This window comes from Serratia sp. CoH_134_PS_4 (assembly GCF_058190535.1).
Window position 1 is genome coordinate 243,245 of record NZ_JBXWKI010000006.1, and the last position, 23,970, is coordinate 267,214.

Sequence of the window (23,970 nt, forward strand, 5' to 3'; positions counted from 1 at the left end):
GCGCCATGACCCATTGCGGGACACAGCCTACTATCTTGCATCATTATTGCGAGAGATTGACAGGAAAGTCCAACATATCCATTACGTTGGCGTGAGGCATTTTAATACGTAAAAATATTTACTGTGGCATCAGTGCGGAAGGGGCTGTTTGCGTAGCATAAAGTTGTGATTATTGTGCTTTATATTTATGTATGTGATCGGTATTGCCATCATTTTTCAGCAACATATGTGATGAATGATGAGTATTGCAGCGTAAAATTCGATGAATGCTCTGGGTAACTTTGTCATGCAAACGTCATAAAACTGACATAAGATGCCCGGTTATTCTATGGCGCAAGCCTGCTTATATCAGCGATAGCGAGAGACATGGCACAGACTACGGTAAACCAACATCCCCGGGATCGCCTGCGAGCGCGCATCGACCGTAGCGTGCAGGCGGCGGTCACCGTCAGCGGGTTGCTGGTGCTGATGACGTTGATGCTGATCTTCGTTTACCTGCTGTTTGCGGTGCTCCCGCTGTTTAAACCGGCGGCGATGGGCCAGGCAACGCCGTTGCCGCTCAGTGCAGCTGCACCGGCGTTGGCGCTGGGTATGGATGTGCAGCAGCGTATCGGTTATCGCATTGACGACCAGGGGGTGGGGCAGTTTTACCGTTTAGCGTCCCAAGAAGGTACTAAAGCGGGTGCGCCGTTGACGCAACAACCGTTGCTGAGCAAACCGGTGCTGTTGACCCAGGCGGCTGGCGAGCGTGATTTGTTTGCTTTGGCGCAGGCCGACGGTCGATTTATTGTCGCCAGCGCGGATTTTGCCGCTGCAGGTACGTCGTTACCGCAGTGGTTATTCCCGCTTGGACAACGGCCGTTAACGCTGGACAAACAGGGGCAGCCGTTGGCCTTGTTGACACTGTCCCAGGCGCGGCATGGGCAGTATTTGCTGGCGGGGATCACCGCCGATCGCCGTTTGGTGTTCGGCCGTTTTAGCCACGATCAACCCCCACAACTGAGTGAACACCCGCTTAATAGCGCGGTGCAGCAGTTGGTATTAACGCCGGACGGCCGTCAACTCTACCTGCTGGCAGGTAATCGGCTGGCCCGCTATCAAATAAACGATACCCAGTTACAGCTAAAAGAGAGCCGTATTCTCGGCGATCATCCCCCTTATCAACTGACGGCGTTGCCCGGCGGCAGTGCGTTATTGATTGAAGCGGCCAATGGCGTTATGCGTGAATGGTTTGATGTTGAAAAAGATCAGCGCTGGCAGTTGACGCCAGTTCAACATTTCGACCATCAGTCCGAACCCCAGGATTTACTGGTGGCTGAACCGTATCGCCGGGTGTTTGCTACGCTGAGGCCCGACGGTGGCTTCTCGTTATTTTCCAGTATCCAACCACAGCCATTGCTGAATGGCAGACTCGCCGCTGGGGTACAGCAGATGGCATTCGCCCCACGCGGTGATGGCCTGCTGTTGGAAACGGCACAGGGCTGGCAACACTATGCGATCGATAACCCTTATCCCGATGTCACCTGGCGCTCACTGTGGCACAAGGTGTGGTACGAGAATTACCCCGAACCGGCTTACGTTTGGCAGTCAACCTCTGGCGAGGACAGCTACCAGGCCAAGTTCAGCCTGATTCCGGTCATTTTCGGTACATTCAAAGCCGCGGCCTACGCCATGCTGTTTGCCATTCCACTGGCGTTAGCCGGGGCAATTTATACGGCCTATTTCATGTCCGCCGGGTTGCGGCGGGTGATCAAACCGGCGATTGAGGTCATGGGCGCCTTACCGACGGTAGTGATCGGGCTGGTGGCCGGTATTTGGCTGGCCCCGGTGATCGAACACTATTTACTGGCGGTCTTGTCGTTGCCGCTGTTGCTGGCCGGGGTCGTTCTGGCGAGCGGGGCGCTGGTGAACCGCTTGGCATCGCGTCGTCTGCCGCCGGGGGGTGACCTGCTGATCCTATTACCGCTGATAGCCCTCACCGTTTGGTTGGCGTTCACCCTTGGGCCTTGGCTGGAGGTGAAACTGTTCGGCGAACCGCTGCATTTTTGGCTGGGTGATGATTATGACCAGCGTAATACGCTGGTGGTCGGCGTGGCGATGGGCTTTGCGCTGGTGCCGATTATCTTCTCTCTGGCGGAGGATGCCTTGTTCAGCGTGCCGGCAACCTTGAGCCAGGGATCGTTGGCCTTGGGGGCAACGCAATGGCAAACCGTGATGCGGGTGGTTTTACCTTCTGCCAGCGCCGGTATTTTCTCGGCGCTGATGATTGGCTTTGGCCGGGCGGTAGGCGAAACCATGATTGTGCTGATGGCGACCGGAAATACACCGGTTATCGACGGCAGCCTGTTCCAGGGCTTGCGCGCTTTGGCTGCCAATATCGCCATTGAGATGCCAGAGGCCGTTGCCGGTAGCAGCCATTATCGCGTACTGTTCCTGACTGCGCTGGTGCTCTTCATTTTCACCTTTGTCTTCAACACGCTGGCGGAAGCCATTCGTCTGCGTTTGCGTGAACGTTATACCTTGAACCAGGAGGCGCCATGAGACGTTGGGCGAAGAGCGGTTCACCGTGGATCTGGCTGACCGCCGGTTCGGTCGCCGTCAGTCTGTTAGCGTTGATCGGTATTCTGCTGCTGCTGGCTGGGCAGGGTATGCGTTATTTCTGGCCCAGCCCTGTCTACCAATTTGAACTCAACCAAAGCGCTGCCGGACCGGTGACGATGATCGGTGAGTTGTACCAGCAACAGAGCATTCCGCGCCGCCAATTGCAGGAGTCTGGCGTTGAATTACCGCCAGGAAATGCGCCGAGCTTTGAACGTTATCTGATCAAGGTAGGCAATCGCGAGAGTGAAGGGCAGGATTTCCGCACGCTGCTGGCTGGCGATATTCGTCGTCAAAGCACGCCGCGCGATTTACTGGTGCTGGAGCGCAACAGCAACGGCACAGCCTATGGCTATTTGGCCGGTATGCTACAGGACGGTCAACCCTTGACCGGGCGTAACCTCAGCCAAGCGCTGTTACAGCGTTTGCCGCAAATTGCTGCGCTTTCACGCCAGGCACATGATATTCAGTTCCGCGATATGGCGCGCATCAACCAACGGTTTGACGCGTTGCGCCTGCGCGAGAAAAGCTTGCAGCACGGCGAACAGTTGAGCGCGCGTGCTCAGGCTTCCATCAATGCTGAAAGACTGGAGTTACAACGCCAGTATCGCGTGCTGTCTGACCGGTTGGACGGATTGAACCGCGATCGCCACCGTGATGCGTTGTTGTTGCGTGATATGCACGGCCAGACTCACACCATTGCGCTTAGTCAGGTGCGTGATGCCTGGTATCCCAATGCGATGAACACCACGCAAAAGCTGGTGCATTGGGGTGAGCAGGTGAAGAAGTTCCTTAGCGATAGCCCGCGTGAAGCCAATACCGAAGGGGGCGTATTCCCGGCTATTTTTGGCACGGTGCTGATGGTGATTCTGATGTCGATTGTGGTGATGCCGTTTGGTGTGATCGCCGCCGTCTACTTGCACGAGTACGCGGGTAATAACGTGCTGACGCGTCTGATACGCATCGCGGTCGTTAATCTGGCCGGTGTGCCGTCGATCGTTTACGGCGTATTTGGCCTTGGTTTCTTTGTTTATATGATTGGCGGCAGCCTAGATCAGCTGTTCTTCCCGGAATCGCTGCCTAACCCAACCTTTGGTACGCCGGGCGTATTGTGGGCGGCGTTGACCTTGGCGTTGCTGACGTTGCCGGTGGTGATTGTTGCCACTGAAGAGGGGCTGTCGCGTATTCCAGCCTCACTGCGTCAGGGCTCGTTGGCGCTGGGGGCCAGCCGGGCGGAAACGCTGTGGCGCATTGTTTTGCCAATGGCTGCGCCAGCAATGATGACGGGGTTGATCCTGGCGGTGGCGCGCGCAGCCGGAGAGACGGCACCGCTGATGCTGGTTGGCGTAGTGAAATCCGTCCCTGTGCTACCGGTGGATGACATTTTCCCGTATCTGCACCTGGAGCGGAAGTTTATGCATCTGAGTTTCCAAATTTACGATATGGCTTTCCAGAGCCCAAGCGTGGAAGCGGCCCGTCCTTTGGTGTTTGCCACCGCCTTCCTGCTGGTGGTGATTGTGGTAGGGTTGAATTTGGCGGCGATGGGCATCCGACACTCGCTAAGGGAGCGGTACAGAGCATGGTCGCAGTAATAATGACGTTATTCTTGGGGAGTGCGTAATGGGTTTGATGACGCCAGGCAGTTTGCCCCGGCTGGATGTCCAGCATCTTGATGATGAACATACCGCGTTGGCGGTAAAGGATCTCAACCTGTTTTATGGTGAAAAGCAGGTGCTGCATGATATTTCTCTGCGTATTCCCAAACACCGGGTGACGGCGCTGATTGGCCCGTCGGGTTGCGGTAAATCAACGCTGTTACGCTGCTTCAATCGTATGAATGATTTGGTGGATAATTGCCGCATTGAGGGCGACGTGCAGCTTAATGGCCAGGGTATTTATGGATCGCAAATCGACGTTGCGGCGTTAAGGCGCCGAGTGGGGATGGTGTTTCAGCGGCCGAACCCGTTCCCGAAGTCGATTTATGAAAATGTGGTTTACGGCTTGCGTCTGCAAGGTGTGCGTGACCGACGGATCCTGGATGAGGCGGTTGAGCGTTCGTTGCGTGCAGCGGCGCTGTGGCATGAGGTGAAAGACCGACTGCGTGAGAACGCATTTCGTCTTTCTAGCGGCCAGCAGCAGAGATTGGTGATTGCACGGGCGATAGCGATTGAACCTGAGGTGTTGCTGCTCGATGAGCCCACGTCGGCGCTGGATCCGATCTCGACCCTGACAATCGAAGAGCTGATTTCCGCGCTGAAACAGCAGTACAGCGTGGTGTTGGTGACACACAACATGCAGCAGGCGGCACGGGTATCCGACTATACGGCGTTTATTCATCAGGGCCGGCTGGTGGAATATAACGACACCGATGACATCTTCACCTCACCGCGTCAGCGGCGTACCGAGGATTATATTACTGGGCGTTATGGTTGAGGGCGTATCATTCCTCTCTGACAGTGAAATAGAATCTATACGCCATTATCTAAAAAAACCGCTTTCACGTAATGCTGGTCACTTAAGGTGTTTTTTTAGCGAGTTCAATGTTCTTTTCGGTCGATAAACGCACAAAGCACCATGAGGCTTATGCGCCTCGACCGAGCAAGGGACCCAGGGCGGGGTCCCTTGCAATCCCGCGCCTTTGCCCACTCAGACGGTTGGCTACGCCAACGGCTCTCACTTCACCAGAGGTTTATCGCTGGCGGGTGTTTTGAACTTTGCCAGATACTGCGGCTGGAAGATGCACATGCGCAGCACGGTCCGGTATTCGCCGTTAACGAAGAATTCGTCAATCAGCTCGCCTTCGACTTCAAAGCCCAGCTTACTGTAGATGTGGATCGCCTTCGGGTTTTCTTTGTCGACGATCAGGTACAGCTTGTACAGGTTCAGTACCGAGAAACCGTACTCCATCGCCAGTTTGGCGGCGATCGTAGCGTAGCCTTTGCCTTGATGAGTCGGATCAATAATGATCTGGAATTCCGCGCGGCGGTGGATGTGATCGATCTCCACCAGTTCCACCAGCCCGACCTTGGCGCCTTCGTGGGCGATGATAAAGCGGCGTTCGCTCTGATCGTGGATGTGTTTGTCGTAGAGATCGGAAAGCTCGACAAAGGCTTCGTAAGGTTCTTCAAACCAATAGCGCATCACGCTGGCATTGTTGTCCATCTGGTGGACGAACGCCAAATCATCCCGTTCCAGTGGGCGTAGTTTGACGTTGGTAGTGCTGGACATGGGGGTTCCTCTATGTCGTGAAATTGTGCAAAGTATAACGTCAGAGAATGAATGCCGGCGAAAAAAAACGGTGCCGCATGGGCACCGTTTAGGCAATGTTCAGACTGCGCCGTTTTAATCGGCGGCATGGCCCTGTTCAGGCAGGCGTTCGCCATCCAGCCAAGCGGCGTTATCGCGCATTGCCAAGCGGCCCTCAACAAACCAATTTACCACCAGCGGATAAATAGTGTGTTCCTGAGCTTGCACCCGCTCAACCACCTCATCTTCCTCGTCACCGGGGAAGATGGGCACTTTGGCTTGCAGGATTACCGGGCCGCCGTCGAGCTGTTCGGTCACGAAATGCACTGAGGTGCCGTGTTCGCTGTCACCGTTATCTATGGCTTGCCGGTGGGTATGCAATCCCGGGTATTTAGGCAGCAGAGAAGGGTGGATGTTCAGCATGCGCCCGGCATAGTGTTGCACGAACGCTGGACTGAGGATGCGCATATAACCGGCCAGCACCACCAGATCGGGCTGGTATTGGTCGATAGCCTCTGCCAATGCGGCGTCGAACGCTGCACGGTCGGCAAAGGCTTTGGCATCCAGCGCATGGGCGGCAATACCTGCCGCCTCTGCACGTTGCAGGCCGTAAGCCTGCGCCCGATTGCTGAATACCGCCACGATGTCGGCGGCAATCCGGCCCTGTTGGCAGGCGTCAATCAGTACCTGGAGATTGCTCCCCTGGCCAGAGACCAACACCACGATCTTTTTCATCAGTTGATGACCACTTGTTGTTCGTCAGAAGAAGCGGTCAGTGTACCTATCTTCCAGGCTTTTTCACCGGCTGCGGTCAACAAAGCGATAGCAGATTCAACGGACGCTTCTGGCAGTGCAATCACCATACCCACGCCACAGTTAAAGGTGCGGTACATTTCGTGACGGCTGACATTGCCGGTTTGCTGCAACCAGTTAAATACTGCCGGCCATTGCCAACTGGATTCGTCGATCACGGCCTGCATGCCTTCTGGCAGCACGCGTGGGATGTTTTCCCAGAAACCGCCGCCGGTCAGGTGGGCGATAGCGTGCACGTCGATTTTCTCGATCAGTTCCAGCACGGATTTCACATAAATCTTGGTCGGTGCCAGCAGATGGTCAGCCAGCGGTTTGCCGTCCAGATCTGTGGTGCTTGGGTCGGTGTTGCTGACTTCCAGGATTTTGCGCACCAGCGAGTAGCCATTGGAGTGCGGGCCGGAAGCGCCCAGGGCGATCAAGGCATCGCCGGACTGCACTTTGCTGCCGTCGATAATCTCGGATTTTTCGACTACGCCAACGCAGAAGCCGGCGACGTCGTAATCTTCACCGTGGTACATGCCCGGCATTTCGGCGGTTTCACCCCCCACCAGCGCACAGCCAGACTGCTTACAGCCTTCGGCGATGCCGGTGATCACGCTGGCCGCGGTGTCCACGTCCAGTTTACCGGTGGCAAAATAATCCAGGAAGAACAGCGGCTCGGCGCCCTGTACTACCAGGTCGTTCACACACATTGCGACCAGATCGATGCCGATGGTGTCGTGTCGTTTCAGGTCCATCGCCAGACGCAGCTTGGTGCCTACGCCGTCGGTACCGGAAACCAGTATTGGCTCGCGGTATTTCTGCGGCAACGCACACAGGGCGCCAAAACCGCCCAGTCCACCCATGACTTCCGGGCGGCGGGTCTGTTTAACTACACCTTTGATGCGGTCTACCAATGCATTGCCAGCATCGATATCGACACCTGCGTCTTTATAGCTGAGAGAGGTTTTGTCGGTCACTGCGCGATCCCCACGACGGTTTGCGATTTGAAAACTGTGCTTCCGGCTTTGATTCCGGAATAAGGCGCGGCAATTCTAACAGCGCAGGCAAACGTTTGCGAGTGGCTTGTGAGGCAGCTCTGCTTTTTCGTCATCTATACTGTTATTCAATCTTTTGTTGATCCCGATCGGGCTATTGTGGGTGGCGCTGTCGGCAAAAGGAGGTATAATCCGGCGATTTTTTTGGCCGTCAACCACCTTAATAGGAGAAAAATGATGAAGATCGTTGAGGTGAAACACCCGCTGGTGAAACACAAGCTTGGCCTGATGCGTGAAAATGACATCAGCACCAAACGCTTCCGTGAGTTGGCTTCGGAAGTCGGTAGTTTGCTGACCTATGAAGCAACCGCCGATCTGGAAACGGAGAAGGTGACCATCGATGGCTGGTGTGGCCCGGTTGAAATAGATCAGATTAAAGGGAAAAAAATTACCGTTGTGCCTATCCTGCGTGCCGGTCTGGGTATGATGGAAGGGGTGTTGGAAAACGTCCCAAGTGCGCGTATCAGCGTGGTGGGTGTTTACCGTGACGAGGAAACGCTGGAGCCGGTACCGTATTTCCAAAAGCTGGTTTCCAATATTGAAGAGCGTTTGGCGCTGGTTGTCGACCCTATGCTGGCGACCGGTGGTTCGATGATCGCGACTATCGATCTGCTGAAGAAAGCCGGCTGCAACAGCATCAAGGTGCTGGTATTGGTTGCTGCACCTGAAGGTATTGCCGCGCTGGAGAAAGCGCACCCGGATGTTGAGCTGTACACGGCCTCCATCGATCAGTGCCTGAACGAGAAGGGGTACATCGTGCCGGGCCTGGGTGATGCGGGCGACAAGATATTTGGTACTAAATAAAAAAATAAGCCGACTTTAATCAGTCGGTTTTTTTTGCATAAAATATATCTATCCCCCAAATAATTGATGTTGCACCAAGGCGGCAAGCGACAGAATCCCGATGAGCTTACTTAGGTAAGTGATTCGGGTGATTGAGCGTAGCCAACGCAGAGGCAGCGGCAAGTATGACGGGGATAGCAGAGGAAAAACATCCATGACCCGTCGTGTGATAGGCGTAAGCGAACGCCCGCCGCTACTGCAAACTATTCCGCTCAGTTTCCAACATCTGTTCGCCATGTTTGGTGCGACCGTGTTGGTGCCGATCCTGTTCAAAATCAACCCGGCGACGGTGCTGTTGTTTAACGGCGTCGGCACGCTGCTGTATCTGTTTATCTGTAAGGGCAAGATCCCGGCGTATCTCGGTTCCAGCTTCGCGTTTATTTCCCCCGTGTTGCTGCTGTTGCCGCTAGGCTACGAGGTCGCACTGGGCGGTTTCATCATGTGCGGGGTGTTGTTTTGCCTGGTGGCGCTGATCGTTAAAAAAGCCGGGACCGGCTGGCTGGATGTCATTTTCCCGCCAGCGGCGATGGGGGCGATTGTTGCCGTCATCGGGTTGGAGCTGGCGGGTGTGGCGGCCAATATGGCAGGTTTGCTGCCGGCCGATGGCGTCAGCGCAGACACGACCACGATAACCATTTCTTTGGTGACGCTTGGCGTGACAATCCTGGGGTCCGTGCTGTTCCGCGGTTTTCTGGCGATTATCCCCATCCTGATTGGCGTGCTGGTCGGGTATGCGCTGTCGTTCTTCATGGGCGTGGTCGATTTGACTCCGATCCGCGAGGCGCATTGGTTCGCACTGCCCACGTTCTATACGCCGCGTTTTGAGTGGTTTGCTATCTTTACCATCCTGCCGGCGGCGTTGGTGGTGATTGCTGAGCACGTTGGCCACTTGGTTGTGACGGCCAATATCGTGAAGAAAGATTTGATCCGCGATCCTGGCCTGCACCGTTCAATGTTTGCCAATGGCATCTCGACGGTAATCTCCGGCTTCTTCGGTTCAACGCCAAACACCACCTACGGTGAGAATATCGGCGTGATGGCCATCACCAAGGTTTATAGCACCTGGGTGATCGGCGGTGCGGCGGTTCTGGCCATTTTGCTGTCCTGCGTCGGCAAGTTGGCGGCAGCCATTCAGGCTGTACCTGTGCCGGTGATGGGTGGGGTTTCCCTGCTGCTGTACGGCGTGATTGGTGCATCAGGTATTCGTGTGCTGATTGAATCCAAAGTGGATTACAACAAGGCGCAGAACCTGATCCTGACCTCGGTGATTCTGATCATCGGCGTCAGCGGTGCCAAGGTGCATATTGGTGCCGCCGAGTTGAAAGGCATGGCGCTGGCGACCATTGTCGGCATTGGTCTCAGCTTGTTGTTCAAGGTCATCAGCCTGTACCGTAAGGAAGAGGACGTAATCGACGCGCCGGACGAGCCGGCTGAACGGAAGCCATAATAGAAAACGGGCAGCCAATAGGCTGCCCGTTTTGTTAATACGCAAGACATTAGCTGCGGATTTTGCGGTAAACAAACAGCACGACGATGGCGCCAATGACGGCGACCACGAAGCTGCCGAAGTTAAAACCGTCAACCTTGCCGTAGCCGAAGAAGGTGCTGATATAGCCCCCCACCACAGCGCCGACGATCCCCAATACGACGGTCAGAATAAAACCACCGCCGTCTTTGCCCGGCATAATCCACTTGGCTAAAATGCCAGCGATGAGGCCGAAGATAATCCAGGAAATAATCCCCATTTACCGCTCCTTTTTGTGATATCAGGCGTTATTGCTGGGTAGCCGGCTGCGTTTTTTCCGCAGAGTCGACATCACCTTTTAATTCTTCAGCTTTATTTTCAGCGCTGTTTTTAATGGCTTCGGTTTTCGCTTTGGCCTGCTCGGTCAAATCGTTGGCACCATTAATGGCATCGTTCTTGATGGTTTTAGCCTGATCGACCAACTGCTGGCTTTGTTTGCTGGCATCTTCCTTGAGTGCGTCAGCCTTGGCTTTCGCATCGTTGGTGATGGCATCTGCCTGCTTGGCGGCATCATCTTTAATCGCAGAGGCCTTGTCTTTAAGCTGATCGGCTTGCGTGGCGGCCTCTTTCTTGATGTCCTTGGCCACCGCAGCGGCTTTGTCGGTCAGATCGTCCGCTTTTTTCTGTGCGGCGTCTTTCATCTGCTCTGCGCTGTCTTTGGCTTTTTCAAGATTGGCGTCGACTTTGGATGAATCATCACAGCCGGCAAGCAATAGCCCAATGATTGAGGCCAAAAGCACTTTATTCCATACTTTCATTGTCCATATCCTTGTAGAAATCTTATTAACGGCGATTGCATTTTGCCCCACTATACTAGGATAACTCTTGGATAAAGTACAAATTCTGCCTGGCCAGGCGAGCTGTCCGCGGGGCTTTATCGGAGCCGTTGTTCACTATTACGGCATAAAATCCTGCCGATTCAACAGAGCCTGTTTTCTGTGGTAGACTTACCGCGTTTTCCTGCCAGTTTTGGTTGAGGTGCTTTTCTGAATACGCCGGCACAGCTTTCACTGCCACTTTATCTTCCCGATGATGAAACTTTTGCCAGTTTTTATCCGGGGGAGAACCCATCCCTATTAGCCGCGATCCAGTCCGCCGTTCGTCAGGAACATGGCAGCTATATCTATTTCTGGTCACGCGAGGGTGGTGGGCGTAGTCACCTGTTACATGCAGCCTGTGCGGAGCTTTCACAACGCGGCGAAGCCGTGGGTTATGTGCCGCTGGATAAGCGAGCTTATTTCGTGCCAGAAGTCTTGGACGGCATGGAGCAGCTGGCTTTGGTGTGCATCGATAATATCGAATGTATCGCGGGCGATGAAGAGTGGGAAATGGCCATCTTCAACCTCTATAACCGCATTCTGGAAACCGGACGCACGCGTCTGTTTATCACGGGCGATCGCCCGCCACGGCAATTGAATCTCCATCTGCCTGATTTGGCTTCACGGTTGGACTGGGGTCAGATCTACAAGTTACAGCCGCTGTCGGATGAAGAGAAACTGCTGGCTCTGCAATTGCGTGGCAAACTGCGCGGTTTTGAACTGCCGGAGGACGTCGGCCGTTTTCTGCTGAAACGGTTGGATCGCGAAATGCGGACACTGTTTATGACATTGGATCAGCTCGATCACGCGTCGATCACCGCACAGCGTAAGTTGACCATCCCGTTTGTGAAAGAGATCCTGGGGCTTTAACCGGCCAATGGGGCTAAATAGGGCACCACACGTCAGTGCCCATTATCCTGCTTAGAGAATGTCCAGCACGTGCTCCGGTGGCCGGCCGATACGCGCTTTACTGCCCTTGACCACGATAGGACGTTCGATCAGCTTTGGGTTCGCTACCATAGCGGCTAACAGCTGGTCTTCGCTCAGGCTTTCATCTGCCAGCTTCAATTCCTTGTACAACTCTTCTTTTTTACGCATCAGCTCGCGAGCCGAGGTGAAACCCAGCTCTTTCAGCAGTTTTTTTAGTTGGGCTACCGATGGCGGTGTCTCCAAATACAGTACCACGTCAGGCGTTATGCCCTGTTGTTCCAGCAGTGCCAGGGTTTCACGGCTCTTAGAGCAGCGTGGATTGTGGTAAATCGTGACGTTTTTCATTGAACTCATCCTTTTCAAAATCAGCTGCGCTGGTACTGGCGGAAACGCTCTTGCAACTGGCGCAATTGGTCGATGCGCGCATCATAACGCGCCTGTTTCAGGCTGCCGAGTTTTTGCAGCGAACTGGCGTTGCTGAGCAGGCCGATAGCCTGATCGAGACGGCCGGTCAGCGCCAGGCTTTCGGCGCGGGCAGAAAGCTCTTCATCGCGCAGACCTTGTGCGGCGCTGGCCTGAGCAAGCAGATCCCAGGCATTGGGATCGTCCGGGTGGGCGAAGGTATAGCGGTTAAGAATTTTTGACGCCTGTGCCGGTTGGTTGCCTTCAACATAGGCGTTCGCCAGGTTGAGCTGCAGCACCGGGTTATTGCTCTGGGCAGCATTGGCGGCTTGCAGGCGCGCAATGGCCTGTGGCGCACGCTTCTGCCCAAGATCAATGTCGGTCATCAGATCGAGCAGCCAGACGTTTTTCGGGTCTTGTGCCAGCAGTGGCTGGATAATGTTACGGGCATCATCATACTTTTTCGCCTCATAAAACAGGATAGCGCGGCCATATTTGGCGGCCATCTGTTCGCGCACGTTGCCTTTGCTGTAAGTATCAAGCAACTCTTCGCGCAGGCCATAACCCTCTGAACTGTACATGCCCAGTGAACGGACCTTGGCCATCAGGTAGTCCTGCGTGGACTGTACCAGGTGCTTAGGCATTTGGTTGGCACGGTTGCGCGCGTCGGACAGGCGGCTGTCGGGCAAGGGGTGAGTCAGCAGCATTTCCGGCGGTTTTGAGGCGTAACGCGACTGGTCAGACAGTTTTTGCAGGAAGTCGGGCATGGCTTCCGGATCAAAACCGGCACGTTGCAGCACCTGAATGCCGATGCGGTCAGCTTCTTGCTCATTTGATTGGGTAAAGCTGATCATACCTTGCTGCGTGCCGGCCAAGGTGCCGCTCAGCGCCGCCATCCCCATGGTCGGGTTGGCCATGGCCAGCAAGATAGAGCCAAGCGCACCGACCCACGTCAGCGGGGCGTTGCGTTGTTGATCTTCCATGGCTCGTGCCAGGTGACGCTGGGTGACGTGTGAGATTTCATGCGCCAAGACTGACGCCAACTGGCTTTCGTTATCGGTTTCGCGGAACAGGGCAGAGTGCAACACCACGTTGCCGCCAAAGAAGGCGAAGGCGTTGATTTCGTCGTTGCGTACCAGATAGAAATGGAAGGGCGTACGCACTGAATAGGCGCTCCCCACCAGTCGGTTGCCCAACTGGTTGATGTATTGGGTCAGCAGTGGGTCGTTGATCAGCGGTGCGCTGGCACGAAGCTGACGAACGTAAAAATCACCCATCGCCATTTCTTGGCCAATGCTCAGGGTACCGCCCGCAGAAGTGCCCATATCCGGCAGTTGATCCTGGGTTTCCGCCTGCACCGGCGCCATCGCTGTGGCGTTGAGTGTGCCAAGCAACAGTACTGCAATCGCTGTTTTGGTCAACCGGGTGGTCATAGTCAGGCCTTTCCCTTAAAGAGTCATTTCTAAGACGTCAGCATTACCTAAGAGTTCTTCTTACCTACCGGGCTTACCAGAACAATCAGCACGAAAGCGGGTTAGCTCACAAAAATGCCTGGGTTATGGCGGCCTGTTGGCAGATAACATCATAGTCAGCCGAAAGCGACAAGGAAACGTCTGTACGGCAATAATCGAACAGAAATGCTTTATTTTTCATTTCTGAATCTCTCTGGTGTGATCTTGAACTTGCGTCGTTCAGTCGGTCTGATAAAAACAAAGACTAACTTTGTCCGTGTTTTAATTGACAAGAAAAACGTGGACTAATATAGTCTGCGTTATTGAATTCATACGTGCAGCTCAAACCCACATGGCATACATAACTACCAGCGTTGAATACGGTATCCATTGTTTACTTTGGCTGGTCGGTGAAAATCAGCGCGCACTCAGCAGCCGCGATCTTGCAGAACTGCAGGGGATTTCACCCAGTTTTCTCGCCAAAATCTTCCCTAAGCTGGAGAAGGCAGGGATTGTCGCCGCAAGTGAAGGCGTGCGCGGCGGTTATCGACTGGCTCGTCCTGCGGATGACATCACTTTTCTGGAGATCATTGACGCGATTGAAGGGCACAAGCCGCTGTTTGACTGCCAGGAGGTGCGTGGCCGTTGTGCGGTGTTTGACGACAGCCCGCCAGACTGGGCGGTTTCCGGCAAGTGTGCCATCCATGCGGTGATGCTGCAGGCCGAAAAGGCCATGCGTGATGCGCTGGCAGTGCAAACGTTGGGGGCCGTTGCCGCTCGCTTCGGGCGCAAGGCACCAGAGGGGTTCTTTGGCGAGATCGACATCTGGATTGACGAACGCATGAGTGAACGCACGACGCGTAGCGGCAAGCCCGCCCGCGCAAAGCCTCAATAACGTCTCAGTATTTCCTCTACTTCTTTTTTTCCCCGCCTGTGTGCCACAGGCGGTAGCCCTTCTGCACCCTTTTGACAGGCGGCGGAACGGCCCAACTCGCCTGGAAAATAATTCGGGCGATTCAACAACCCGATAAACGTGTATGAAGGAGTCATTCCATGACGCAGAAAATAGTGATCGCCGGTTCTGGTTTCGCTGGATTTTGGGCCGCCGTTTCCGCCATGCGGGCGGTGTCGCTTGCGGGTAAAGAAGGGGCTGTCGAAGTGACGATGGTTTCGCCGACCCCGAATCTCACCATCCGCCCGAGATTGTATGAAGCGGTGTTGGAAAATATGAGTCCGGACATCTCGGCGCAGCTTGCGGCAATTGGCGTCCGCCATTTTGCCGGGTTGGTTGAGCAGATCGACAGCGAAAACAGAACATTGCAGGTAGTGAGTGCTGAAGGACACAAACACCCACTGGTTTATGATCGTTTGGTGCTGGCGACCGGGAGCCAGTTGTTTATTCCCCCGGTTGCCGGTTTTGCCGAGTATGGATTCAATGTCGATACGCTGGAAAGCGCGCAGCGGTTGGACGCCCATTTAAAGGCGTTGAAAGAACAACCGGAAACCCCGGCGCGTAACACCGTGGTGGTGGTGGGTGGTGGGCTCACCGGGCTGGAAAGCGCAGCAGAAATGCCGATGCGCCTGCGTGCCATTCTGGGCAATGAAGCCAATATCCGCGTCGTGATTGTTGATACCGCGGAAGAAGTGGGTGCTGGAATGGGGGCTGAACCCGCCCGCGTGATCCGACAAGCCTTGGACGAATGTGGCGTTGAGCCGCGGGCAGGAACCCGTGTTACGGCGATCGATGCAGGCAGCGTAACGCTGTCGACCGGTGAGCGCATCGCAACCAACACGGTGATATTGGCCGCTGGCGTACGGGCGCACCCATTGGTTGCACAAATCCCAGGAGAACGAGACAGTGCCGGGCGTATTCTCGGCGATGCATTCCTGCATGCGCCTGCTGTTGAGGGGGTTTTTGTTACCGGGGACACCGTCAAGGCAGCGACCGACGAACTGGGCAATCATAACCTTATGACCTGCCAGCATGCGATGAGCCTGGGCCGTGTTGCCGGGCACAATGCCGCTGCGGAGTTGGTGGGGTTACTTGCACACCCTTATAGCCAACCAAAGTACGTGACCTGCCTCGATCTTGGCCCTTGGGGCGCACTCTACACCGAAGGCTGGGACCGTCAGGTACGCTTCACGCGTGAAGAGGGCAAAAAGATCAAACAGGAAATCAACACCCAGTGGATCTATCCGCCTGCATTGGATCGCGATGCGTTGTTTGCCATTGCCAATCCGGACTTTGTGATTGTGCCTTAAATTGCCTGTGGGGGCGAAATGCTCCCCTTTTTTATGACCAGGGTGACCGGGTGAGCCGATAGAGGCCTGCCTGCAGTGAAACAGTTGCCCTGGTAATGCAGACTACGCGGTTGTTAAACGTGCCTCGTCACAACGTACGGCGAGCTATCGCTCCAGCCACTCAACCGCCAATTCTCGCGCTTCATCCAGACTGACATCACGGCCTTCCCGGGTAATGGCTATTTTTAGCTCATTAATCACGTCCGCTTTTTGGGTTTCATGTTCTTGATTGGCTAACGCCAGGAAGGCATCGCCGACCACGGTACAAATGCCGATGTACAAGGCTTTGGAGTCTTCAAAACCACTGCTCATAACTGTTTCCTCTTAATTTTGATGTAAATCTACAACGGCAGAAAAGAGCGCTCAGGCACGACGGTTTTCATCACCAAAGTAGAACTGAGGCGTTGAACGCCGGGCAGGGCGGAAAGTTTTTCGTCATATAACTGCTGAAAAGCCGGCAGATCTCGGGAAATAACATGCAGCAGGTAGTCAGGATCACCGAACAGCCTTTGTGCCTGTACCACCTGAGGGATATCTACCATTGCGTCCTCAAAGGCCGCGACAGCATGGCGGTCACCTTCCCGCATGGTGACGAAAACCAGCGCGGAAAAGTTAAAACCCAGGCTGCCCGGATCAAGTTGAGCGCGGTAGCCGCGGATCACGCCAGACTCTTCCAGTGCGCGTACCCGGCGATGGCAGGGGGAAACGCTAAGCCCGATCCGTTCTGCCAGCTCCGTAACAGATTGACGCCCATCCGCCTGTAGTTCAGCAAGAATCTTGCGATCTATCTTATCCATTTGGAAAAATCTCCCCAAATTAACCATTTTCAAGCAAGTAATTGGCAACACATTTTAACGCCTTGCAGATATTCTTTCCAATAATTAAACGGCCCGGACTGAGCGATTTTTACGTGATGCGTACGTCCGCAGAATGAGGAAGAACAGGTGAAAATACGCATGACAGGGCAACCTGGACAAGGGAGCGCGCAACCATGACGCTTGCCATTTTCGCTGCATTTTGGGCCGTCTCGATTTTGTTTGTTATCACGCCGGGCGTGGACTGGGCCTATGTCATATCGGCAGGAATACGTGGCCGGGTGGTGGTGCCTGCCGTGGCGGGATTGCTGTTTGGACACTTGCTGGCCATTTTGATTGTGGCGGCGGGCGTGGGTGTGCTGGTGGCCGGCAACCCGCTGATTCTGACGGGGCTCACTATCCTGGGGGCGGCTTACCTGCTGTGGATTGGCGTTAATATGCTGGTTCACCCGTCTGTGCCCGGCAGCGGTGAGAAACAAAGCTCGGGTTCATGGGTGCGTTGGGCGGGTAAAGGGGTTTGCGTGAGTGGCATGAACCCCAAGGTTTTTCTGCTATTTCTGGCTCTGCTGCCGCAGTTCACCGATCCCTATGCCGTATGGTCAATTCCCATGCAGATCCTCGCGCTGGGTTTGTTGCACTTGGTCAGTTGTGGGTTAGTTTATTTGCTGGTGGGTTTTGGCTCGCAATCGATATTGCAGGCGCGTCCGCAGGCCGCGCGGGTTGTCAGCCGTTTTTCTGGCGCTGCCATGGTGCTCATCGCTATTGGGCTGTTCGCCGAGCAGGCGTTGAAATAAGGCGTGGGTGCCGTCATCAACAAATCCACTCAGACGGTTGGCTGCGCCAACGGTTCTCACTTCATCACGCCGCATCACGGCAGGCTACGGCAGGCGTCCCTGCCTGTCTTGCCTGAAACCGCCGTCCATGGCGGTTTCGCCTATGCGTTGTGCTTGCGTTCGACGGGCGCCCAACCGCGTGCTCATCTCATCATGTTCACTGTCTTTCATCAGCTAACGTCACGCTGAGGGGCTGGGTTGCCCGGTGGTAGCCAATTGCCATTCATTGTAGCTACAGAGAAAGGTAGGGTATTGATGGCAATTCAACGTGCACTGAGCTTACCGATACTGAATGAAAAATGCCCGTCAGGCCTGGCTGAGTAACAGCGGGCTTGAACGGGTGTCTACGGTTATGCTTTGACAGCAAGCAGCACGGAAGAGGCTTTGATCAACGCGATTAACCGTGAGCCGTTTTCCAACGCCATGTCCTGCAGACTTTCATTGGTGATTACCGATGTCAGCGTGAAACCCGCGTCAGTTTTGATGTGCACCGTACTGTTGACGGCGCCTTGTTCTAGGGCGTTGACGGTACCGGCAAATTGATTGCGCGCTGAAAAACGCAGCCCGCAATCCTCTGACGCTAAAATGACCCAAGGCGCCTTGATCAGCGCCACCGCTTCCTTACCTGTCACCAGGCCAAGAGATTGCTGGCTTTGGACAGTCACAATGGCGACCAGCTTCTCCCCGCCCGGCAGGGTGATTTCCACTTCATCGTTGACGGCGCCTTTGGCAACTGCGGATACGATTCCGGATAACTGGTTACGAGCAGATACTGACATAAATTCTCCTGGATCAGACATAATGGGGTTGCCATACAGAATGGCTATTTTCCATCTCCTTTACCAATGCCTGTGGGATATTGTGTGAACTACGGGACGTTTCATTGGGGCGGGTCATCACGAATGCCCAGATACCTGTTTGCAGAAGAAAGCAGGTCATGCTGGATGGTAAATGGCCGGCATGGTACAACCATACGCTTGAACCCCCATTTTATGCTGGGGTTTGTCGATAGATTGAGAAAATCCCCACCACAGGAACCGCAATGCCTGCCAGTCAAACCTCTAGGAGCACTCTCTGATGCTGGAGATGTTATTACAATGGTACCGTCGCCGCTTTACCGATCCACAAGCCATTGCGCTGTTGGTGATCCTGGTCGCCGGGTTCCTCATTCTTTATTTTCTGCATGGCATTTTGACCCCGCTGTTGGTGGCCATTGTGTTGGCCTATTTGTTGGAGTGGCCGACCGCGCGGCTTCAGCGCATTGGGTGTTCGCGTAACTGGGCGGCGAGCATGGTCATGATCATGTTTGCCGGTATCGCGATGCTGTTGGTGTTTGTCGTCGCCCCCACGGCCTGGCAGCAGGGGATCAACCTGATGACGGATTTGCCGGGGATGCTCAATCAGTTCTATAACTTTGCCGCGACGTTGCCGAAGCGTTATCCGGCGCTGGTGGATGCCGGCATCATCGATATGATGGCGGAGAACCTGCGCGGACGGCTGTCGGGTATGGGCGAGTCTGTCGTGAAATTCTCGCTGGCTTCGCTGGTGGGGCTGCTTACGCTGGCAATTTACCTGATCCTGGTACCGATGATGATGTTCTTCCTGCTGAAGGACAAAGAGCAGATGCTCAACGCCGTGCGGCGTGTCTTACCGCGCAATCGCGGGCTGGCCGGGCAGGTGTGGCTCGAAATGAATCAGCAGATCACCAATTATATTCGCGGCAAAGTGCTGGAGATGGTGATTGTCGGCGTCGCGACTTACCTGGTGTTCGTGATTTTGGACATGCGCTATTCGCTGCTGCTGGCGGTATTAGTGGGGTTCTCTGTCCTGATCCCCTATATCGGCGCAGTGCTGGTGACCATTCCCGTGGTGGTGGTGGCCATGTTCCAATGGGGCATCGGCGCTGATTTCTGGACGCTGATCGTCGCTTATCTTGTGGTGCAGGGGCTGGACGGTAACCTGTTGGTGCCAATTCTGTTCTCCGAGGCGGTCAATCTGCACCCGTTAGTGATCATTCTGTCGGTGATCATTTTCGGTGGGTTGTGGGGCTTTTGGGGTGTGTTCTTCGCTATCCCGTTGGCGACGTTGGTGAAGGCCGTCATTCACGCCTGGCCGGACGAATTGCGTGTAGAAACGGAACAAGAATAGAATAAGCGGGAAGGGAAATAACGAAGCGCAGCAGGCCGCTGCGCTTCGTGAGAATTATTGCTGCAGGTAGCTCAGAACAATGTCGTGATGATTGGTGGTCTTGAAATCATCAAACACTTTTTCAACCTTACCCTTGGCGTCGAGCAAGAAGCTGATGCGGTGAATGCCATCATAGGTTTTCCCCATGAAGGTTTTCTCGCCCCAAACGCCGAACTGCTCTGCTACCTGGTGATCCTCATCGGATAACAAGGTGAAGTTTAACAACTCTTTCTCGGCAAAACGCGACAGCTTTTCTGGTTTATCCGTGCTGATGCCAAGCACTTCGACACCGGCTTTTTTCAAGTCATCCATGTTATCCCGCAAACCGCAGGCCTGTACGGTACAGCCTGGCGTCATCGCCTTGGGATAAAAATAAACAAGCACTCGCTGTCCTTGGAAGTCGGCTAAGTTAATTTCCTCACCGTCCTGGTCAGGCAAACTAAAGTTCGGCGCTGTGTCACCGGCTTTCAATGGGCTCATAACTACTCTCCATCTTTCTCATCATGCTGTGGATAGTTAACAACGCTAATACTGCCTTGTGCTTTCAGTTCTGTACATAGGCGATGAAAGGCTTGCTCAATATTTGATGCATCTTGATTGCCGGGGCTGTGTGCCGTGATCTGGATATACAGCTGCGGCGGCAGCCCACCTTCCGCCGGCTGGGTGCGGGACACCAACTCGGCAATGTTCATCTGGCTGGAGTCGAACAGATCGGTAAAACGCTCGATGAGGTGTGGGGAGTCCTGTACTTCAACCTGTACCCATACGGTGGCCGGCATCGGCGGCCTTTCGTGTGAGTTGGTCCGTTTCATTACAATGAGCAGGTCCAGTTCTGCGCCTTTTTGCGGCAGGGTGGACTCGATCAGGGTAATGGCGTTCCAACTGCCTGAAAGCAGCATGATGAACGTGAATTCTTCACCCAACATGGCCAGACGGCTATCTTCGATATTGCATCCGCAGCTGCTGACGTGACGAGTGATGGCATTGACGATTCCGGGGCGATCGGCGCCGAGCGCGGTAATTACGAGATAGTGTTCATCTGGCTTAGGCAAAATGGAGCTTCCTGTCGTGCTCAATGGGGTTACCATGGTAAACATAAAAAAAACCGCCTGCCAAGCGCTTACAACACCGTTGTTTGCTTGCTTTTGGATAGGCAGCAAAAGTACCATGAGTGACTTGTTTGTGGAGGGGACGGCCAATGTTTACGGGAAGTATTGTTGCACTGGTTACGCCGATGGATGACACAGGTGCTGTCGATCGCGCGAGCCTAAAAAAATTGATTGATTATCATGTAGCCAGTGGAACTGCGGCTATCGTTTCCGTAGGGACTACCGGTGAGTCCGCAACGCTTGCCCATGACGAGCATGTCGACGTGGTATTGCAGACGCTGGAGCTGGCTGCAGGCCGTATTCCGGTGATTGCCGGCACGGGGGCCAACGCCACCGCTGAAGCCATTTCTCTGACGCAGCGTTTCGAAAATACGGGTGTCGCGGGTTGCCTGACGGTCACGCCGTACTACAACAAGCCGACTCAGGAAGGGCTGTATCAGCACTTCAAGGCGATTGCCGAAAGCACCGCACTGCCGCAAATCCTCTATAACGTGCCTTCGCGCACCGGGTGTGACATGCTGCCGCCGGTGATTGCGCGTTTAGCAAAAATTAAGAATATTGTTGCTGTTAAAGAGGCAACAGGGAACTTAAGTCGTGTAAGTCAGATCCAAGTGCTGGTTGATGATGAAGATTTCATTTTGCTGAGCGGCGATGACGCCAGCGGTCTGGATTTCATGCAACTGGGCGGCAAAGGGGTGATTTCCGTGACGGCCAACGTGGCGGCGCGTGAAATGGCGCAACTTTGCGCGCTGGCAGCGCAGGGCGATTTTGCCCAAGCACGCCGCTTAAATCAGCGCTTGATGCCGTTGCATCAGGATTTGTTTGTAGAAGCAAACCCAATTCCGGTGAAATGGGCCTGCAAGGCATTGGGATTGATGGCAACCGATACGCTGCGTCTGCCTATGACGCCGTTGACCGACGCTGCCCGTCCGGTAGTGGAACGCGCACTGAAAAGCGCCGGTTTGCTGTAACTCTAAGGGAAATTTGATGGTTTATTCATTGCAAAAGTCGAGGGTAGCAAAAGTCGTTGGCATCTCGCTGGTTATGATGTTGGCGGCCTGTAGCAGCGACCAGCGCTACAAGCGCCAGGTCAGCGGCGATGAAGCGTATCTTGACGCTTCACCGCTGAAGGCACTGAACGCCCCCGCGGGTATGATCCTGCCGGTGCAAAGCGGTAACTACGATGTTCCGGCTACCACACTGAAAGGCGGGATCGGCAAGCAACTGGATATTCGTCCGCCGGTACAGCCTCTGGCATTGCTGAGCGGTTCACGCGCGCAATATGCTGGCGACAGCGGTACGCTGCTGCTTGAGAACAGCCCGCAAAACCAGAACCTGTGGTCACGCGTTGTCAGCATGCTGCAGGCGAAAAATATCGCGATTGCCTCACGCCAAGACGCCGGTCAGACTCTGACTACCGACTGGGTGAAGTGGAACCGTCTGGATGAAGACAACCAGTACGAAGGCCGCTACCAGATCAGCGTGCAGCAGCAGGGTTATCAGCAGGCGCTGGTGGTTAAAACCGTGGGTCTGCAGCAGCAGGGCAAAACCGATCAGGTTACCGACCCGTCTGAAGTTCAGCGCTACAACGGTATGATGATGAATACCATCGTTGAAGGCCTGGACAAACAAGACAACCTGGCAAGCAGCCAGTCTGCTAATCGTTTCGGCGCGCTGGACGTGCAGAGCGCGGCAGATGATACCGGCCTGCCAATGTTGGTTGTGCGTGGTCCGTACACTGTGGTGTGGGATCGCCTGCCGGCAGCGTTGGAAAAACTGGGGATGAAAGTGGGTGACCGCAGCCGTCCGCAGGGTACCGTCGCTGTGACCTACAAATCCCTGAGCGGCAGCGATTGGGATGCGTTGGGTGCCAAGGACCCTGAACTGAAAGAAGGCGATTACAAACTGCAGGTGGGGGACTTGAACAACCGCACCAGCCTGCAATTTATCGATCCTAAAGGTAAGCCGTTGACCCAGTCGCAAAACGACGGGTTGGTTGCGGCATTCCAGGCAGCATTCAGTAAAACCAGCGTTAAATAACGGAAAAGGGGCTTCGGCCCCTTTTTGTTTGATGGTTACGGTATCGTTTGCGTCGCAGATTTGGCACAATATACCCATCATTCTTGAAGCTACAGCTGTGTTGGCTGCGTGCACTCACCCCGGTCACTTACTTGAGTAAGCTCCCGGGGACTCCTGCCCTTGCCGCCTTGCTGTAACTCCAATTATCTTGGGTATATCACGCCTGTGTGTTGAAGCGTTTTTAAAAATTTTTTTGGAGTAAGTGAGATGCAAAAAATAGCTGAGCTGTATCGCGGAAAGGCAAAAACCGTCTACACCACCGAAAACCCCGACCTGCTGGTGTTGGAATTCCGCAACGATACGTCAGCACTGGATGGTCAGCGTATTGAGCAGTTCGATCGCAAAGGCATGGTGAACAACAAGTTCAACCATTTCATCATGAGCAAACTGGAAGAAGCTGGCATCCCGACGCAGATGGAACGCCTGCTGTCAGACAATGAAGTGCTGGTGAAAAAGTTGGACATGGTGCCGGTAGAGTGTGTGATCCGTAACCGTGCCGCCGGTTCTTTGGTGAAGCGTCTGGGCATTGAAGAAGGCCTGGTGTTGAATCCGCCCCTGTTCGACCTGTTTCTGAAAAACGATGCGATGCACGATCCAATGGTCAATGAATCCTATTGTGAAACCTTCGGTTGGGTGAACAAAGAGCACCTGGCACGCATGCGTGAGCTGAGCTACAAGGCAAACGACGTGCTGAGCAAGCTGTTTGACGATGCGGGTCTGATCCTGGTCGACTTCAAACTGGAGTTCGGTCTGTTCAACGGTGAAGTCGTGCTGGGCGATGAGTTCTCGCCAGACGGCAGCCGCCTGTGGGACAAGAACACCCTGGACAAGATGGACAAAGACCGCTTCCGTCAGAGCCTGGGTGGTTTGATCGAAGCCTACGAAGAAGTGGCTCGCCGCATTGGCGTCAAACTCGACTAAGGGTTTTCGCTGCAAACGGGGTCATCTGGCCCCGTCATTCCCTTCATTTTCTCGTCGTCTGC

The 23,970-nt window shown here is 54.6% G+C and carries 25 protein-coding genes; 13 read left to right on the plus strand and 12 right to left on the minus strand.

Annotation, left to right across the window (positions count from 1 at the left end):
• The first annotated feature begins 366 nt into the window (after positions 1–366).
• The 3 genes from AC2FCQ_RS12235 to pstB are packed head-to-tail and all read left to right on the plus strand — an operon-like array spanning position 367 to position 5,031.
• Positions 367–2,541: an ABC transporter permease subunit gene (locus AC2FCQ_RS12235; RefSeq protein WP_490308245.1), complete on the plus strand. Its 2,175-nt coding sequence runs from the start codon at positions 367–369 to the stop codon at positions 2,539–2,541.
• Positions 2,538–4,190, plus strand: a complete 1,653-nt coding sequence (pstA, locus tag AC2FCQ_RS12240; RefSeq protein ID WP_265555420.1) for a phosphate ABC transporter permease PstA — start codon at positions 2,538–2,540, stop codon at positions 4,188–4,190. Before AC2FCQ_RS12235 ends, pstA begins: the two co-directional genes overlap by 4 nt.
• A gap of 28 nt (positions 4,191–4,218) precedes the next feature.
• The gene (gene pstB, locus AC2FCQ_RS12245; protein ID WP_209638213.1) at positions 4,219–5,031 is read left to right on the plus strand and encodes a phosphate ABC transporter ATP-binding protein PstB; all 813 of its coding nucleotides are present in this window, start codon (positions 4,219–4,221) and stop codon (positions 5,029–5,031) included.
• A gap of 240 nt (positions 5,032–5,271) precedes the next feature.
• On the opposite strand, the gene speG is transcribed toward pstB, so the two are convergent.
• The 3 genes from speG to purM all read right to left on the minus strand — a co-directional run bounded on the left by speG (position 5,272) and on the right by purM (position 7,616).
• A complete protein-coding gene (speG, locus tag AC2FCQ_RS12250) occupies positions 5,272–5,826 on the minus strand; it encodes a spermidine N1-acetyltransferase (RefSeq protein ID WP_209638211.1) in 555 nt (184 codons plus the stop codon).
• A 114-nt stretch (positions 5,827–5,940) separates the two neighbouring features.
• A complete protein-coding gene (purN, locus tag AC2FCQ_RS12255) occupies positions 5,941–6,579 on the minus strand; it encodes a phosphoribosylglycinamide formyltransferase (RefSeq protein WP_265555422.1) in 639 nt (212 codons plus the stop codon).
• Positions 6,579–7,616, minus strand: coding sequence for a phosphoribosylformylglycinamidine cyclo-ligase (gene purM / locus AC2FCQ_RS12260; protein ID WP_265555424.1), 1,038 nt, complete (start codon positions 7,614–7,616; stop codon positions 6,579–6,581). Before purM ends, purN begins: the two co-directional genes overlap by 1 nt.
• A gap of 255 nt (positions 7,617–7,871) precedes the next feature.
• Here purM and upp point away from each other — a divergent pair, with 255 nt between their 5' ends.
• The gene (gene upp / locus AC2FCQ_RS12265) at positions 7,872–8,498 is read left to right on the plus strand and encodes a uracil phosphoribosyltransferase (protein WP_020828072.1); all 627 of its coding nucleotides are present in this window, start codon (positions 7,872–7,874) and stop codon (positions 8,496–8,498) included.
• Between the two features lie 193 nt (positions 8,499–8,691).
• Positions 8,692–9,984 carry a uracil permease gene (gene uraA, locus AC2FCQ_RS12270; protein WP_265555426.1) on the plus strand — a complete coding sequence of 431 codons (1,293 nt, stop codon included), beginning with the start codon at positions 8,692–8,694 and terminating at the stop codon, positions 9,982–9,984.
• Between the two features lie 49 nt (positions 9,985–10,033).
• Here uraA and AC2FCQ_RS12275 read toward each other — a convergent pair whose 3' ends face one another.
• Together AC2FCQ_RS12275 and AC2FCQ_RS12280 are read right to left on the minus strand one after the other, a co-directional pair.
• Positions 10,034–10,282: a GlsB/YeaQ/YmgE family stress response membrane protein gene (locus AC2FCQ_RS12275; protein WP_004941647.1), complete on the minus strand. Its 249-nt coding sequence runs from the start codon at positions 10,280–10,282 to the stop codon at positions 10,034–10,036.
• Between the two features lie 28 nt (positions 10,283–10,310).
• Entirely contained in the window at positions 10,311–10,820 is a 510-nt protein-coding gene (locus AC2FCQ_RS12280) for an E3 ubiquitin--protein ligase (protein ID WP_209638203.1), read from the minus strand.
• Between the two features lie 228 nt (positions 10,821–11,048).
• Here AC2FCQ_RS12280 and hda point away from each other — a divergent pair, with 228 nt between their 5' ends.
• The gene (hda, locus tag AC2FCQ_RS12285; RefSeq protein WP_037424480.1) at positions 11,049–11,750 is read left to right on the plus strand and encodes a DnaA inactivator Hda; all 702 of its coding nucleotides are present in this window, start codon (positions 11,049–11,051) and stop codon (positions 11,748–11,750) included.
• Between the two features lie 51 nt (positions 11,751–11,801).
• On the opposite strand, the gene arsC is transcribed toward hda, so the two are convergent.
• Both arsC and bepA read right to left on the minus strand, forming a co-directional pair.
• The gene (arsC, locus tag AC2FCQ_RS12290) at positions 11,802–12,155 is read right to left on the minus strand and encodes an arsenate reductase (glutaredoxin) (RefSeq protein ID WP_209638201.1); all 354 of its coding nucleotides are present in this window, start codon (positions 12,153–12,155) and stop codon (positions 11,802–11,804) included.
• 20 nt (positions 12,156–12,175) lie between these two features.
• Positions 12,176–13,645: a beta-barrel assembly-enhancing protease gene (bepA, locus tag AC2FCQ_RS12295; protein WP_209638199.1), complete on the minus strand. Its 1,470-nt coding sequence runs from the start codon at positions 13,643–13,645 to the stop codon at positions 12,176–12,178.
• 370 nt (positions 13,646–14,015) lie between these two features.
• Here bepA and AC2FCQ_RS12300 point away from each other — a divergent pair, with 370 nt between their 5' ends.
• Entirely contained in the window at positions 14,016–14,558 is a 543-nt protein-coding gene (locus AC2FCQ_RS12300) for an RrF2 family transcriptional regulator (RefSeq protein ID WP_209638197.1), read from the plus strand.
• Between the two features lie 158 nt (positions 14,559–14,716).
• Complete coding sequence (locus AC2FCQ_RS12305) at positions 14,717–15,925, plus strand: NAD(P)/FAD-dependent oxidoreductase (RefSeq protein WP_490308244.1); 1,209 nt, start codon at positions 14,717–14,719, stop codon at positions 15,923–15,925.
• A gap of 144 nt (positions 15,926–16,069) precedes the next feature.
• Here the strand turns inward: AC2FCQ_RS12305 and AC2FCQ_RS12310 are convergent, their stop codons facing one another.
• Both AC2FCQ_RS12310 and AC2FCQ_RS12315 read right to left on the minus strand, forming a co-directional pair.
• Positions 16,070–16,276 (minus strand): DUF2767 family protein, encoded by a 207-nt coding sequence (locus AC2FCQ_RS12310; RefSeq protein WP_209638192.1) that lies wholly within the window; start codon positions 16,274–16,276, stop codon positions 16,070–16,072.
• A gap of 29 nt (positions 16,277–16,305) precedes the next feature.
• The gene (locus AC2FCQ_RS12315) at positions 16,306–16,761 is read right to left on the minus strand and encodes an Lrp/AsnC family transcriptional regulator (RefSeq protein WP_186427281.1); all 456 of its coding nucleotides are present in this window, start codon (positions 16,759–16,761) and stop codon (positions 16,306–16,308) included.
• 194 nt (positions 16,762–16,955) lie between these two features.
• Here AC2FCQ_RS12315 and AC2FCQ_RS12320 point away from each other — a divergent pair, with 194 nt between their 5' ends.
• The gene (locus AC2FCQ_RS12320; protein WP_404760759.1) at positions 16,956–17,573 is read left to right on the plus strand and encodes a LysE family translocator; all 618 of its coding nucleotides are present in this window, start codon (positions 16,956–16,958) and stop codon (positions 17,571–17,573) included.
• A 389-nt stretch (positions 17,574–17,962) separates the two neighbouring features.
• Here the strand turns inward: AC2FCQ_RS12320 and AC2FCQ_RS12325 are convergent, their stop codons facing one another.
• A complete protein-coding gene (locus tag AC2FCQ_RS12325; protein WP_209638189.1) occupies positions 17,963–18,391 on the minus strand; it encodes a TOBE domain-containing protein in 429 nt (142 codons plus the stop codon).
• Positions 18,392–18,689: 298 nt separating this feature from the next.
• On the opposite strand from AC2FCQ_RS12325, the gene AC2FCQ_RS12330 reads away from it, so the two are divergent.
• Positions 18,690–19,760 carry an AI-2E family transporter gene (locus tag AC2FCQ_RS12330; protein ID WP_037424464.1) on the plus strand — a complete coding sequence of 357 codons (1,071 nt, stop codon included), beginning with the start codon at positions 18,690–18,692 and terminating at the stop codon, positions 19,758–19,760.
• A gap of 54 nt (positions 19,761–19,814) precedes the next feature.
• Here AC2FCQ_RS12330 and bcp read toward each other — a convergent pair whose 3' ends face one another.
• Both bcp and AC2FCQ_RS12340 read right to left on the minus strand, forming a co-directional pair.
• On the minus strand, positions 19,815–20,279 hold the full coding sequence (gene bcp / locus AC2FCQ_RS12335; protein ID WP_209638187.1) for a thioredoxin-dependent thiol peroxidase: 465 nt from the start codon (positions 20,277–20,279) through the stop codon (positions 19,815–19,817).
• A gap of 2 nt (positions 20,280–20,281) precedes the next feature.
• Entirely contained in the window at positions 20,282–20,887 is a 606-nt protein-coding gene (locus tag AC2FCQ_RS12340; RefSeq protein WP_209638578.1) for a glycine cleavage system transcriptional repressor, read from the minus strand.
• Between the two features lie 110 nt (positions 20,888–20,997).
• On the opposite strand from AC2FCQ_RS12340, the gene dapA reads away from it, so the two are divergent.
• From dapA to purC, 3 genes are all read left to right on the plus strand, one after another.
• Complete coding sequence (dapA, locus tag AC2FCQ_RS12345) at positions 20,998–21,879, plus strand: 4-hydroxy-tetrahydrodipicolinate synthase (protein ID WP_209638185.1); 882 nt, start codon at positions 20,998–21,000, stop codon at positions 21,877–21,879.
• Between the two features lie 16 nt (positions 21,880–21,895).
• Positions 21,896–22,948 carry an outer membrane protein assembly factor BamC gene (gene bamC / locus AC2FCQ_RS12350; protein WP_209638183.1) on the plus strand — a complete coding sequence of 351 codons (1,053 nt, stop codon included), beginning with the start codon at positions 21,896–21,898 and terminating at the stop codon, positions 22,946–22,948.
• Positions 22,949–23,194: 246 nt separating this feature from the next.
• A complete protein-coding gene (gene purC, locus AC2FCQ_RS12355) occupies positions 23,195–23,908 on the plus strand; it encodes a phosphoribosylaminoimidazolesuccinocarboxamide synthase (protein ID WP_004951825.1) in 714 nt (237 codons plus the stop codon).
• Positions 23,909–23,970: the final 62 nt, after the last annotated feature.